Source organism: Marvinbryantia formatexigens DSM 14469, from assembly GCF_025148285.1.
In the GTDB taxonomy this organism is placed as follows: domain Bacteria; phylum Bacillota; class Clostridia; order Lachnospirales; family Lachnospiraceae; genus Marvinbryantia; species Marvinbryantia formatexigens.
In genome coordinates, this window is sequence record NZ_CP102268.1 from 2342151 (window position 1) to 2355349 (window position 13199).

Below are 13199 nucleotides of genomic sequence, written 5' to 3' on the forward strand. Positions count from 1 at the left end.
GAATCTGATGCGGGATTCCCGGCCGGTGTTATTTCATGCAATCGGAGTTGTTTTCAGCGCCTGTATTTCATCCGGAGAAAGACCGGAAATCTCGGCAATTTCGTCCGGAGTATACTTTCTTGCCTGCAGCATACGAAGTGCAATATTTTTCATACCTTCCTGCAAACCGGCCTGCCTGCCAGCCTGAACTCCTTCCTCCCAGGACTGCATTCTCATATCTTCCATAGCCTTGCACATAATCGCGGTTCCCTCCTTACTTTCTTTAAAGAATCTTACTCTTTCTGCCAGTATGTCATAATACATATCGGATGGGTCTGTGCAGGCAAAATCGTGCATCAGTTTTCCGACAGGCGAATCATCGCGGTAAGCGCCATTTACATAAAGAATATGCGAACCGTCCCCGAACAACTCTCCGGTGTTTAAAATATAGCGCTCAATGGTGTACAGAGGCTTCTCTTTTCGCATAATGTCATTTTCGGTTATGAAAATCACATAGGTTTCCGGAAGACTGTCAAAATCATCGCCTTTTTTCAGAAGATTTGCATCCATCATACTGCTGTTATAGCGTGCTCTTTTTCTGCCTGCACCCTTGTCTTTACGCTGGATTTCAACATTATACTTCCGGTTGTTTCTGTCCGTTGCCAGTACATCCAGCCTTATGGAGCGGTACATAAGATTTTCCACAAAAACCTGCGTATGTACATCGAGCACGGATAAATCTGGTATATCCAGTATAATCTGAAGTACCAGTTCGATGCCTGCCGGATTGTCTTCAAAGCACTTTGTCAGAAAATCATCGTCAAGCAGACGAAAATTCCGGAGACGTTCTAAATCTTTCTGATGATTTAAAGTTTGCCGGTGCTTTAAATCTTCCAGCTTTAACGTTTTTTGTATAGTCATACTATCATAAATCCTCTTTCTTTTCAAGACGGTATAATTGGTGGTCAGAGTTTTAAATGGCTCTGTAAAGACCATTGCGAACGGGCAGTAACTGCATGGCAATAGCTATGATAAGCTGCGGCATCTGGAACGTTGTGCGATAATTCAGCAGATTCCAACACGGTATCTTACCCGCGCAAATGCAATTTCATCGTCGGGGCGGATTTTAACCGGTTCTTTGATTGCAAGCCGCTGACCGTTTAAAAAGGTGCCATTTGTGGAATTCATATCGCAGAGGTAATAGTCTTTGCCGTATCGCTGGATTCTGGCATGGACACGGCTTACGGAAGAATGCTCCAGTACAATATCAGACTGCGAGGGCAGCTTTCCGACGATATAGCTGTCATTTTCCAGGACGATACCGTCCTTGCGGCGCGGGTCTGCGCTGACGAGAACGAGATGCGGCTCGTAGTCGCCGTTTTCTTCGCAGAGGACGCCGGTATCGCCAAGCCGGCGTCTCCGCTCATTATCTGCCGAAGAAACCGCGGCGCCGTATGCGCGCGCAGAAGCATAAGCAGGACGCTCAGAGACCCCGGAGGAATCGTATGCCGGATACTCTGGGGAGTGCGCAGAAGCATAAGCAGGGCGCTCAGAGACCCCGGAGGAATCATACATCGGATACCCTGAGGAGCGGGCAGAAGCATAAGCAGGACGTTCCAAGACCCCGGAGGAATCATACGTCGGATACTCTGAGGAGCGGGCAGAGGCATAGGCAGGGCGCTCTGAAAAGCCTGTATATGAATTTTTCGGATGCCTGTTTTCTGCAAAGTGAGGGACCTCTTCATAATAGGGCTCTTCCTGGAAATCTTCCATTGCCTTTGCGAGGGCTTTGTCTTTTTGCTTTTCTTTCTTTTTCTTCTTTTTTTCTTCCAGAGAAAGACCGTAAGCGAGCAGTCCCGCCAGAAGAAAGATAATACCGCCAATCTGCGTGGTGTCCAGCTTCCAGAGCCACATGGCGACCAGCGCAAGAAAAAGGGCAAATCCAAAGCAGACAATAAGAAAAACGCGGCTGGAGGGATTTGCGTCGTCAGCTTGTTTCTCCGCCGAAGACTTTTTCTCATGCTTTGTCTTTTTCGGCTTTTCCGCTTTTTTATCAGATACCTTGTTTCTGCCGGCACCAGCGGCGGACTTCTTTGCATCCGGAAATCCGGAACCGGTATTTTTTCGGCTGCCGGTTGGGCGCAGGGCTTCTTCATCAGAGGCAGCATACCGGGAAGAACCTTTGCGCGGAGCACCCTCATAGGGCTCCGGGCGTACAGTATATCCGGCGGAGCCCTTACGGGGAGCGTCTTCATAAGATTTCTGGCGGACGGAGTATCCGGCAGAACCTTTGCGCGGAGTATTTTCTGAGGTATCCGGGGCATATTCCGGAATATCCGGCGGCAGGGCGGAACCATCATATTCCGGTGGTACTGTATCTGCAGCTTCCGGTCTGCCTGCTTCCTGGAGCAGCTTTTCCAGACTGTAATTTTCGATGCGCGCCTTCCGGTAAATTTCATAGCCGGAGAGGACCGCAGAGCTGTCATTCTGGTCCAGGTGCTCAAGCAGATAAGCTGTCAGCTCGCGGAAGGACTGCAGCAAATCGCCCTGGTATCCCGGAAGATAGCAGAAATACGGTTCTCTGGTCTCGATATCCATGTAAATCATGTCCGGCTTCAGAACAATCCGGTCGACATCCAGAAGGTACTTCTTTACTTCTTTCAGAGCGCGGTACAAGCCTCGCAGAAGCGCGCGGATATCGGCGGAGTTCAGACTGCGGCTGCCGTAAATATGTTCCATAGACTGACGCGAGGTAATGTCATAGAAAAAATGGCTCTGGCAGTTAATTTTTTTCAGACTGCAGGGCAGCAGGCCGCGGATATGATTTTCTGTCAGCATACGGATGCGGTAATCGTCCTCATATCCGGCGGCTGTTAAATCCGGGACCATGTAATTGTGCGTCATATCGCGTTTGTATGAAATAGTCATTCTCTCTTCCTCCTGAGGGCATTTATTACTTTCGAGGCTCCGCGGATTTTCTGTATGCGCCGGGAGGGGCGCTCCAGACTGAGGGTAACACCGGACCGGATAACGGATGCAGATTGTCCGAAAAAGGGGAGCGTCAGACCGGGAAAGGAAAAAGTACCTTTGTATGTTACCGCAATCTGGCGCGTACCCTCGGAGGCGCTGGCGGAAATGTCATGTGTGCCAAGCGTCCTGCCTGCAATCAGCTTCTGGGCGGCAGTCTGGGCGTCGAGGCTGTTATCGTCAGCGTGCAGGCTTGCACAGGCGGCTGTTTCATGCGCGGCGCACTGCAGAAAGCTGCGGTCGTGCAGAAAAAATCCCATATAAATAATTCCGACCAGAAGCGGAAGGAGAATCCCCATCAAAAGAGAGGCTTCGATAGTATAACTTCCGGAAAGAACATGATTTTTTTGTGTTGTCATATAAATCTCCATTCCGCCGCCTTTCAGTTGGCGGCATAAATTTGATTTCCGCGGGCAATGAACCGGGTGAACGTAGAGGAATGCGCAATCAGAAAATACTGACGGCGAGCCACAGCAGATATCCGGCAAGCAGATAAGGAACGAACGGCAGCCTCTTTTTGCGACCGGCTTTTCTGACCGCGATATAAAAAAGGGACACCGGAGAGAGGAGTAGCAGGGCGGTCAGAAAAATTCCTGTTCCGGCGGAAAATCCCAGGTACAGTCCGATAACAAGCAGAACAACGCCGTCGCCGTATCCGATTTCCTGCCGTGTGATCCATGCCGCAGCCAGCAGAAAGACACCGGGCAGCATTCCGGCAAGGCAGGACAGAAGCAAAGAGGTCAGTGCACCTGCCCCGCCGGAAAGCGTGTGGCATAACCCGCCGGCAAAGCCGGATGGGAGTATGTCTGACGAAATAGCTGCATTGCTGATATGGACAAAGCATTCTGCCGCCAGACGCAGAAGTATGCCGGAGCCTGCGGCATACAGTGCCGGGCGCAGCGGGACTGTCCTGGTTTTTATATCCCGGATGGCGGCAGCCGCCAGGTATAGCAGTAAAATGGTTTCTAAGACCCTCCGCATTTGGAGCATGCTCTCCATCCCTCCAGTTCTGACAGGGGAACGTGCATCAGCGTTCGCTTTAAGCCGCTGCAGCTTAAAGAGGAATGATAGCTCGTCCCGTAGTCGGTGATAAATACGTTTGCGCCGCTTCCACTGCAGCGTTCGCAGGCAGTATATCTGGCTCCCGATTTGTTTCGCAGGCTGCGAACCTCATCTCTGCTGACACTTTTTATCGAAAGCTTAATATGTGTGCAGTTCTCATCCTTGTGATATACATTACCGGTTGCCGTTACAATTACGGTTTCTTCTTCGGTCTCTTCGCCGGAGCTGTCTGCATCGGAGCTTCCATTTCCGTCCCGGCCGGTCCACGCACGGACACGCGCGCGGAGCGCGGACTTCAGAGCGGGAACAGGCATCGGCGTATAGGTGTTTTTAACACTGTAGGTGACGGCAAGGTCGATGATGTCATCCTTCATAAAAGAAGATTTCCACAGATGAAGTGTACCGTCGTCCCCGGAGAAGGAGGCTTTGCGCTCAATGCTGTTTTTGGCATATGCGGCGGAGATTCCGCCGGTGAGCAAATCCGCGGCGACGCCTTCTCCGGCGGAAACGCCGAGTTCGCGGATATAGGCGTAAGCCGCCATATCCTTTGCTGTATCCTGCATACCGGCGAGGACTGCGCTTGAAACAGTAATTACTTTGAAAAACTGCATGATTGCCAGCATGGCGAATAAAAACCACGGGAGCACGCAGGCGGCTTCCAGTGTCATGCTTCCGGAAACAGTCTCCCGGCCGCTTCCGGGTGACCTTCTGCAGCTTTGGCGCCTCTCAGAAGCTGGTATGTTGCGGCTTCCAGAGACAACCAGGGGCATTCTGTGTTTCCGGGAGGCGCCGGAAAATGCCCTTTCGCGCGCAGATATATCCTGGATTTCTCCTGCCGGGAGAGAATCTATATCCTTTCTGTAATTTTTTTGCATTTGTTGTATAGCAGATAATATCTTTAACGGAAAGAGCATTTTTAGGCACCTCCTTATGTCAGTATGCAAAGCTTCCCGAAGCGTGGTAAGCGGTTGTGGTCGTGCCTGCTTTTAAAAATGCGGCAGGCACCCGCAGAAACAGCGGCGGAATGGTAAAGTCAGCTTCTGCCTGTATTTTACAGATTGCATGGTCCGCGCGGAAAGCGGCGGTCGCCGGACGGGAATTCATATAGCCCTCTATCAGGTCGAGAGCGCGCATCGGATACTTTCCGGAGCTGCCCAGCGTAAATAAAATCTGCAGATAGGCATCGTAGCTGAGACCTTCTTTGCAGGAGCCGTCTGTCTGTTCCAGGATCTGCCAGAGACCGGGGATGGAGGTCAGCGCAAGCCGCCAGGTAGAGGCGGACTTCAGCACGGGTACCCTGCCGCCGGCAAGCAGCTCCCGGACATCCAGCAGACTTTCCGCGTATGCCCATGCAAGCAGAAGAGCATACGCTGTTACCGTCACCAGACCGGGAATGGGCACAGCGCCGACGAGCAGCGCGGCAAGCGCACTGGCGGCTTCCATATTTGCGGCATCACTGGAGAGATAGAGAAAATTTGCGCCCTCTCTCAAAAGCAGCAGACGTGTGACAACACTTTTCAAATTGCTTTCATCGCTGCTTTTTCCGCACAGAATGTATTCCAGCTCATAGTCCAGCACACCGTTCTTTTCGCTGTCCGTAAACAGGGAGAAGCGCTCAAACAGATATTGCTGGAAAAGCAGGTCAGCCGTGAGACCGCTGTACTTTTTTTCCACTGGAAGATTTCCACTCTGGTTTGTCCGCTTTGAAGGAACAGAGGAGGAAAGCTTTTTCTGTGAGATTACGCTTTTATCCTTCAGCACTAGACCGAAGATGCCTTCCTTTTTCAGCCTGCGGACGACGCTAAGCGGGTTCTGCGATTCCGGAATGGCAGGCAGCGCTTCTGTTTCGGGCGGAATTTCCCCCTCCGGCAGCTCCGCTTTCTTTTGTTCTTCAAGCTGCTTTTGGGCCTCTTCCATCTGCTGTAAGCTCTGGGAGACCGTTTTATCGCTGTTCGTGTAAAGCTCACCGGCATTTTCAAGCCGGTTTCCGTCCTTCATCCGTTCCAGCCAGGCGCTGATAAATTCCGTACCGAGATTTTCGTGCATAAAAGCGACTGCCTGCTGATAAAAAGCGGCGCCCTTTTCATCGGTTGCATGCGTGGTTCCGGTAATTTCCGCGCTCGTCATATCCAGACGGAAAAAGTCGGACTGACGGATGAGAAGTTCTTTATTGGGAGAAACATTGTACTCCATATATTCCTGCAGAGTCTGGCTGAGTTTTTCCTGGCTGAAGGAACCGCTTCCGGCGGCGCCGTCCAGGAAAAATACATCGTAGCGCTCCAGCAGCGCGCGCTCAAATTCGCCCATGACGGAAAACATCCCCATATCCAGCGCGGAAGCAGCTTTTGCCCGGCACCCTTCTATCCTTGCCGATTCCACGGCAGTACAGAGAAGGGAAAAAAACAGGACACATATGAGACTGAGAAAAACTGAAATTGCCCCTTCTCCGTAATACCGTTTCATATCGTACCTCCTACTGTTTAAATGCTGTTGCTCTGACTGACGATTTTCTTGAAAATGTTGTTTACCACACTGGTAAGCTGACTTTTGAAGATGATGACCAGACCTATCAGAACTACAATGATAAGAATGATTTCGACGGTGCTGATACCATCCTCCTCTTCATAAAGTCTTCTGAAAAACTGCTTCATAATGGACACCTCCTTTCTGATAAGTGGTAACTGCCTGTCTGCGCGTATCTGATTCTGATATTTGCCGCAGAACAGGACAGCTACAATAAATGAGCTCCACACCGGGGCATATGCTGATTTTGCCGCTTATGCGGCGCTGATCCCGCAAAGCGGGACTTTTTAGCGCGAGAGGGACCTGTCATGTGCAGACCGTGCGCTGTATAAATTTTCTCCCATATACACAGGGTTTGATGCCGAACTGGCGGAACTCAGATGATTAGAATGATTGTATTATATATGATTTGAGAATAAATGTCAATAGTTTGCGATGAAGAAAAATAAAAAACATTTTTGTTGCTATTTCGGGAAATTTTATTTATACTAAAAGAAGAAAAAAACGGCTGCATGTGCGCGGATATCCGGCGGAGGCAGACCGATATGAAAGGATACAGATAATATATTATGAAGAAAATAGGCATTATCGGAGCAATGGAAGTAGAGGTTGCACAGCTGAAGGCAACGATGTGGCAGCAGCGCATGGTGACGCGCGCAAAGATGAATTTCCTGGAGGGAATCCTGGAGGACCATGCGGTAGTTGTGGTAAAGAGCGGCATTGGAAAGGTAAACGCGGCAGTCTGCGCGCAGATTCTGGCGGATGAATTTGACGTGGATGTGATTATAAATACGGGAATAGCAGGCTCGCTGAAATCGGATATCAATATCGGAGACATTGTGATTTCCACGGATGTGGTCCATCATGATATGGAAGCCTGCGGTTTTGGATATCCGGCAGGGCAGGTACCGCAGATGGAGGTATTTTCCTTCAAAGCGGATGAAAAGCTGCGTGCGGCGGCGAAGGAGGTCTGCCAGAGAGTAAACCCGGAAATCCAGGTCTTTGAGGGAAGAATTGTGAGCGGCGACCAGTTTATCTGCGACAGGGAAACCAAAAACCGGCTGGCGGATACCTTCGGGGGTTACTGCGCAGAGATGGAGGGCGCGGCTATCGGACACACTGCGTACTTAAACAACATTCCGTTTGTCATCATCCGGGCAATTTCTGATAAAGCGGACGACAGCGCCAGCATGGATTACGAAGTTTTTGAAAAAATGGCGGTGGAGCACAGCGTGCGTCTGGTGTGCGGCTTTGTGCGGAAGCTGGACTAGTGTTAGTGTGAAAGCTGTGTTTAGGCTGCATATATGCGGGCAGATACGGATGTCCGTGGGCTTGGTTGCATTCTTTATATGGAAATTGAAAGTAGATAAAAAAATAAAAGGATAAACATAAAAAATGTGCAAATTGCTGATACAATTTGCACATTTTCTGTTTGCGCGTCATGGGCGCGCTCTAACGGGTGCAAGTCCCGAACATGCCCGGATAGTGGGAAATGTATAGCTGAACAGCAAGGGTGTCCATCGCGAGGTGGAATCTGAAGGAAGCTGTAGGCAAATCTCTGGTCCGACGGACAGAAATCGCATATAAGGCTAGGCTACGAGAGATAAGCTGGCAGAAAGCAACGAAGTCTAATAACTATCACGTTTGTAGTAGCAGAGTAAATGCGGCGGATATATGGAGAGAAAGAGCGTGCACCTTAAGCGTGGAGGTCTCACAGAGGTTCCATCAGCCTAGTAACAACGAACTGTGAGAAGTCAGCAGAGTCCATAGTAGTGAGGAAGTCTCAGTAATGGAGATGGAGCGAAGGGGCGAACAATCAATCAGTTTGAGTAGGTCTCGTGTTGCAGAAGAGACAGACATCCGCCGTAACCAATCGGGGAAAAGATGGTCAAATCAAGCGAGACGGAAAGGAAAGAACGCATGGACACAAGTAGTCTAATGGAGCAGATATTATCCAGAGATAATCTCAACAGAGCGTACCTGCAAGTCGTACGAAACAAAGGTGCAGAGGGAGTGGACGGAATGAAGTACACGGAACTTAAGGAGCACCTTGCAAAGAACGGCGAAATCATCAAGGAACAGCTGAGGACAAGGAAATATAAGCCTCAGCCAGTACGAAGAGTGGAGATACCAAAGACGGATGGCGGTGTCAGAAATCTGGGAGTACCAACAGTAACAGACAGATTTGTACAACAAGCCATAGCACAAGTGTTAACACCAATCTATGAAGAACAGTTTCATGACCACAGTTATGGATTTAGACCAAACAGATGTGCACAGCAGGCAATCCTTGCGGCACTCGACATGATGAATGACGGAAATGACTGGATTGTAGATATTGACCTGGAAAAGTTCTTTGACACAGTAAACCATGACAAGTTAATGACTTTAATTGGCAGAACAATCAAAGATGGAGATGTTATCTCTATTGTAAGGAAATATCTTGTAAGCGGAATCATGATAGATGATGAGTACAGGGAATCAGTTGTGGGAACACCACAAGGAGGAAATCTTTCTCCGCTGTTAGCAAACATCATGCTCAATGAACTCGATAAGGAAATGGAAAAGCGAGGGTTGAACTTTGTAAGATATGCGGATGACTGCATTATCATGGTAGGAAGCGAAATGTCTGCAAAGCGGGTGATGAGAAATATATCACGTTTCATCGAAGAGAAACTGGGACTCAAGGTCAACATGACCAAGAGCAAAGCAGACAGACCACAAGGGTTAAAATACCTTGGATTCGGATTCTACTATGACCCAATGGCACACCAATACAAGGCTAAACCACATGCAAAATCAGCTGAGAAATTTAAGAAGAAGATGAAAGAACTCACCTGCCGTAGCTGGGGCGTTAGCAACAGCTATAAGGTGGAGAAACTCAACCAACTCATCAGAGGATGGATAAACTACTTCAGGATAGGAAGCATGAAAACGCTCTGTAGAGAACTGGACGGAAACATCAGATATTAGATTGCGCATGTGTATATGGAAACACTGGAAAACTCCCCAGAACAGAGCAAAGAATCTGATGAAACTTGATGTACCAAGATGGGCGGCATACAATATCGCTTATTGTGGCGATAAATACGCTCGTCTCGCACACAATGGCTGGATACAGAAAGCTATAAGTACAAAGAGACTAACCTCATTTGGATTAGTCTCAATGCTGGATTACTACACCGAGAGGTGTGTCACTTGTTAAGTTGATTGAACCGCCGTGTACCGAACGGTACGCACGGTGGTGTGAGAGGTCGGAATTTCTCATTTAAGAGAAATTCCTCCTACTCGATTTTTGCGCGAAAATGAAACGATATTATAAAAATTGAAATCATGTTGCATCACTATCAATAAAAAAATGAGAATAGAATTCATTAATCATATTCTAATCGACGAAAAAGATGAAAGTACATGCCAAAATAGAAATTATTATTGAAAATAATTTTCAAATATTATATTATTAATAATATTAAAAGTTTAGCCATATTTATATTATTTTAACAAAAATAATCAAGAAATAGAAGAAAGGATGTGCCAAATGTACCAATACGATTTTGACGCCATAATTGACAGGAATGGAACAGATTGCAGCAAGTGGGACGATATTCCTTATCAGGTACAGGCAGATGATATGCTCCCTATGTGGACAGCAGATATGGATTTCGCTTGTCCGCCAGCGGTAATGGATGCTATCCGTACTCGCATGGAACATCCGGTTTTTGGATATATGAAATTGCCTGCACGCTATGAAGAAAGTATTATACTGTGGCACAAAAAGCGTTATGGAAGCGAAATAAAAAAAGAAGAAATTATCCCGGTAGCAAGTGTACTGGGAGGTGTGGCAATGGCAATCCAGGGACTGACAGAAAAAGGAGACAAAATTTTGATTTCCACACCGGGATATCATGCCTTTTCCAATGCGGTCCTAAATAATGAAAGAATCCTGGTTCCTTCTCCTATGATAAAAAAAGAAGAACTTTACTATATGGATTTTGCACGAATGGAGAAACAGATAGAGGAAGAAAACATTAAATTATTTTTGCTTTGCTCACCACACAATCCGACGGGACGCATCTGGACACAGGAGGAATTGGAAATACTGGTAGAATTGTGCTGGCGTCACAGGGTGTATATTATTTCAGATGAAATACACGCGGATATGACTCTGACACATCCGTTCCTTCCGGTTTTGAAAGCAGGAGGGGACAAGGCAGCGGAAATTACCATTGCTCTTTATGCACCTACAAAAACCTTTAATATTGCTGGTCTTTGTACAGCCTATGCAGTGATTAAGAACCAGAATCTCGCGGATCGCTTTAAAAAAGCTTTGCTCGCTTCCGGACTGAAGCTGAAAAATACACTTGGCGTAGAAGCTATGATAGGGGGATATCTGAATGGAGCGCAGTGGGTTGATGAGCTGCAGAGGTATTTGCTGGATAATGCGAGCTTTGCGGTGGAATATATAAAGGAAAATATTCCGGTCATTCAGGCTTATGTACCGCAGGCTACATATTTTCTGTGGCTGGATTTTGCAAAGACCGGTCTTTGCCAGGATGAAATCATAGAAAAAATTGTAAATGAAGCGCACATTGCAGTAACAAGAGGTGATGATTTTATAAGAGGCGGAGATACCTGCGTACGTATGGTCTATGCATGTCCGAGGACCAGGCTCGCAGAGGCTTTGACCCGGCTCAAAAAAGTATTTGCATAAAGGAGGATAAGAAAATGGAAAAAAGATATCCGAGGATGGCACTGGGGGCGGCACTGGTTCCGTGGAAGAATGATTTCACTCTGGATGAGGCGCTGTTTCGAAAAGGCGTACACACGATGTCAGAGGGTGGTTTGAAATATTTGTATATCTTTGGAACGGCAGGCGAAGGGTTTGCGGTAAATGATGAGCAATTTGTGGAAATCAGCAGAATTTTTGTGGATGAGTTGAAGAATACAGATACAACACCGATTGTGGGAGTAATCAGTCTTTCTTCTTCCGAAATTCTGCATCGCTTACAACTGGCGTATAATCTGGGGGTGCGGGATTTTCAGATTTCTTTTCCATCATGGGGAGCGTTGACGGATGAAGAAGTGGATGTTTTCTTTCATCAGATATGTGATTCGTTTCCAGATTGCAAATTTATGCATTATAACAATGGGGGGCGTTCGAAAAAATTGCTCCGTGCCAAGGATTATGTGCGGCTTGCCAGTGAAATCCCGAACCTGGCAGCGGTTAAGTTTATGAATGATTCTCTGGAGGATGTAATTAATGCAGTAAAAGCGGAAACTCCGATTCAGTTTGTGCTGAGTGAGTATGGCTATGGATATGGCTGTCTTTTTGGAGAGTGCAGTATGTTATTTTCCAGTATCTCCTCACATCTTCCAACAGCATGGCGGCTATATCGTGCGGGAATTGAAAAGGATATTCCGACAATTGTTGAACTTGAAAAGGAAGTGGCAGTTTCACAGGAGGTTCTGTTTGAAACATGTGCGACACCGGTAATTAATGCGGCATACGATAAACTTTATATAAAAACAGTGCTGCCGGAATTTCCAATGAGATTGTATCCGCCATATCAGACCTTCTCGGAAGAGCAGGTAAACAACTACATGAGAAAAATGCGGGAGAGACTTCCACAATGGTTTCAATAATTAATACATATAAAGGAGGAAACATATGAGAGACATTACAAAATATCAGGGAATTATACCGGCATTTTATGCCTGCTATGCAGAGGATGGCTGTATAAGTGAAAAGAGGACGCAAATCTGGGCACAGTATTTGCTGGAGAAAGGCGTGAAGGGCGTATACGTTGGGGGCTCTTCTGGTGAGTGCATTTATCAGAGTGTTGAGGAACGCAAGAGACTTCTGGAAGCGTTGATGGAAGTGGCAAAAGGAAAAATGACTGTGATTGCCCATGTTGCATGTAATAATACGAAAGATAGCTGCGAACTGGCTGCCCATGCACAAAAGTGCGGCGTGGATGCAATTGCCTCTATTCCGCCGATTTATTTCCATCTGCCGGAGCATTCGGTTGCACAGTACTGGAACGATATTTCTGCAGCGGCACCAGACACGGATTTTATAATCTATAATATCCCGCAGCTTGCCGGAACAGCACTTACGATGTCACTGTTTCATGAAATGCTGAAAAATCCACGGGTGGCAGGCGTAAAAAACAGTTCCATGCCAATTCAGGATATTCAGATGTTTAAAATGGATGGCGGAAAAGATTTTGCTGTATTTAATGGTCCGGATGAGCAGCTTGTCGGAGGACTTGCTATTGGTGCGGATGGGGCGATTGGCGGAACCTATGGTGTAATGCCGGAATTGTACCTGAAGATTTATGAGCTTTGTAAAAATGGAGAATATGAAAAAGCGCGCCCGATTCAGTATGCGGCAGATGAGATTATTTATGAAATCTGTTCCTGCAGAGGAAATATGTATGCGGTAATTAAAGAGATTATCCGCAGAAGAGAAGGAATTGATTTGGGTGATGTAAGAAAACCGCTGGCCTCTGTTGACAGAAAGCTGGATGAAGCAAAGATTGAGAGCAGTCTGCAGAAAATCAGGGAAGCTGTTGCAAAGTTTTCATGATGACTGATAATTGATTTTT

At 47.3% G+C, this 13199-nt stretch carries 11 protein-coding genes and 1 pseudogene; 5 read left to right on the forward strand and 7 right to left on the reverse strand.

The window, feature by feature from the left end; all coding sequences use genetic code 11:
• Positions 1–33 precede the first annotated feature (33 nt).
• From NQ534_RS11150 to NQ534_RS11180, 7 genes are all read right to left on the reverse strand, one after another.
• A complete protein-coding gene (locus NQ534_RS11150; RefSeq protein ID WP_050778312.1) occupies positions 34–900 on the reverse strand; it encodes an Rpn family recombination-promoting nuclease/putative transposase in 867 nt (288 codons plus the stop codon).
• Between the two features lie 144 nt (positions 901–1044).
• Entirely contained in the window at positions 1045–2907 is a 1863-nt protein-coding gene (locus NQ534_RS11155; protein ID WP_006861933.1) for a DUF6382 domain-containing protein, read from the reverse strand.
• Positions 2904–3365, reverse strand: coding sequence for a TadE/TadG family type IV pilus assembly protein (locus NQ534_RS11160; protein ID WP_157200729.1), 462 nt, complete (start codon positions 3363–3365; stop codon positions 2904–2906). Before NQ534_RS11160 ends, NQ534_RS11155 begins: the two co-directional genes overlap by 4 nt.
• Before the next feature lie 88 nt (positions 3366–3453).
• On the reverse strand, positions 3454–3987 hold the full coding sequence (locus tag NQ534_RS11165) for an A24 family peptidase (protein WP_050778311.1): 534 nt from the start codon (positions 3985–3987) through the stop codon (positions 3454–3456).
• Positions 3972–4736 (reverse strand): hypothetical protein, encoded by a 765-nt coding sequence (locus NQ534_RS11170; RefSeq protein WP_050778310.1) that lies wholly within the window; start codon positions 4734–4736, stop codon positions 3972–3974. The genes NQ534_RS11165 and NQ534_RS11170 overlap by 16 nt, the downstream gene beginning before the upstream one ends.
• 265 nt (positions 4737–5001) lie before the next feature.
• Positions 5002–6531 (reverse strand): DUF5702 domain-containing protein, encoded by a 1530-nt coding sequence (locus tag NQ534_RS11175; RefSeq protein ID WP_006861929.1) that lies wholly within the window; start codon positions 6529–6531, stop codon positions 5002–5004.
• A gap of 17 nt (positions 6532–6548) precedes the next feature.
• Complete coding sequence (locus NQ534_RS11180) at positions 6549–6719, reverse strand: Flp1 family type IVb pilin (protein WP_040783222.1); 171 nt, start codon at positions 6717–6719, stop codon at positions 6549–6551.
• A gap of 441 nt (positions 6720–7160) precedes the next feature.
• Here NQ534_RS11180 and NQ534_RS11185 point away from each other — a divergent pair, with 441 nt between their 5' ends.
• The 5 genes and pseudogenes from NQ534_RS11185 to NQ534_RS11205 all read left to right on the forward strand — a co-directional run bounded on the left by NQ534_RS11185 (position 7161) and on the right by NQ534_RS11205 (position 13180).
• Positions 7161–7862: a 5'-methylthioadenosine/adenosylhomocysteine nucleosidase gene (locus NQ534_RS11185; protein WP_006861927.1), complete on the forward strand. Its 702-nt coding sequence runs from the start codon at positions 7161–7163 to the stop codon at positions 7860–7862.
• A 649-nt stretch (positions 7863–8511) separates the two neighbouring features.
• Positions 8512–9796, forward strand: a pseudogene (gene ltrA / locus NQ534_RS11190) (group II intron reverse transcriptase/maturase).
• A gap of 333 nt (positions 9797–10129) precedes the next feature.
• Positions 10130–11302, forward strand: a complete 1173-nt coding sequence (locus NQ534_RS11195) for a MalY/PatB family protein (protein WP_006859802.1) — start codon at positions 10130–10132, stop codon at positions 11300–11302.
• A gap of 14 nt (positions 11303–11316) precedes the next feature.
• Positions 11317–12234: a dihydrodipicolinate synthase family protein gene (locus tag NQ534_RS11200; RefSeq protein ID WP_040781196.1), complete on the forward strand. Its 918-nt coding sequence runs from the start codon at positions 11317–11319 to the stop codon at positions 12232–12234.
• Between the two features lie 25 nt (positions 12235–12259).
• Positions 12260–13180 (forward strand): dihydrodipicolinate synthase family protein, encoded by a 921-nt coding sequence (locus tag NQ534_RS11205; RefSeq protein ID WP_006859804.1) that lies wholly within the window; start codon positions 12260–12262, stop codon positions 13178–13180.
• Positions 13181–13199 lie beyond the last annotated feature (19 nt).

What these genes read in the sequence shown, in the direction of transcription:
- NQ534_RS11150 (WP_050778312.1), bottom strand. Translation starts at nt 900, where the DNA reads ATGACTATACAAAAAACGTTAAAGCTGGAAGATTTAAAGCACCGGCAA.
- NQ534_RS11155 (WP_006861933.1), bottom strand. Translation starts at nt 2,907, where the DNA reads ATGACTATTTCATACAAACGCGATATGACGCACAATTACATGGTCCCG.
- NQ534_RS11160 (WP_157200729.1), bottom strand. Translation starts at nt 3,365, where the DNA reads ATGACAACACAAAAAAATCATGTTCTTTCCGGAAGTTATACTATCGAA.
- NQ534_RS11165 (WP_050778311.1), bottom strand. Translation starts at nt 3,987, where the DNA reads ATGCGGAGGGTCTTAGAAACCATTTTACTGCTATACCTGGCGGCTGCC.
- NQ534_RS11170 (WP_050778310.1), bottom strand. Translation starts at nt 4,736, where the DNA reads ATGACACTGGAAGCCGCCTGCGTGCTCCCGTGGTTTTTATTCGCCATG.
- NQ534_RS11175 (WP_006861929.1), bottom strand. Translation starts at nt 6,531, where the DNA reads ATGAAACGGTATTACGGAGAAGGGGCAATTTCAGTTTTTCTCAGTCTC.
- NQ534_RS11180 (WP_040783222.1), bottom strand. Translation starts at nt 6,719, where the DNA reads ATGAAGCAGTTTTTCAGAAGACTTTATGAAGAGGAGGATGGTATCAGC.
- NQ534_RS11185 (WP_006861927.1), top strand. Translation starts at nt 7,161, where the DNA reads ATGAAGAAAATAGGCATTATCGGAGCAATGGAAGTAGAGGTTGCACAG.
- NQ534_RS11195 (WP_006859802.1), top strand. Translation starts at nt 10,130, where the DNA reads ATGTACCAATACGATTTTGACGCCATAATTGACAGGAATGGAACAGAT.
- NQ534_RS11200 (WP_040781196.1), top strand. Translation starts at nt 11,317, where the DNA reads ATGGAAAAAAGATATCCGAGGATGGCACTGGGGGCGGCACTGGTTCCG.
- NQ534_RS11205 (WP_006859804.1), top strand. Translation starts at nt 12,260, where the DNA reads ATGAGAGACATTACAAAATATCAGGGAATTATACCGGCATTTTATGCC.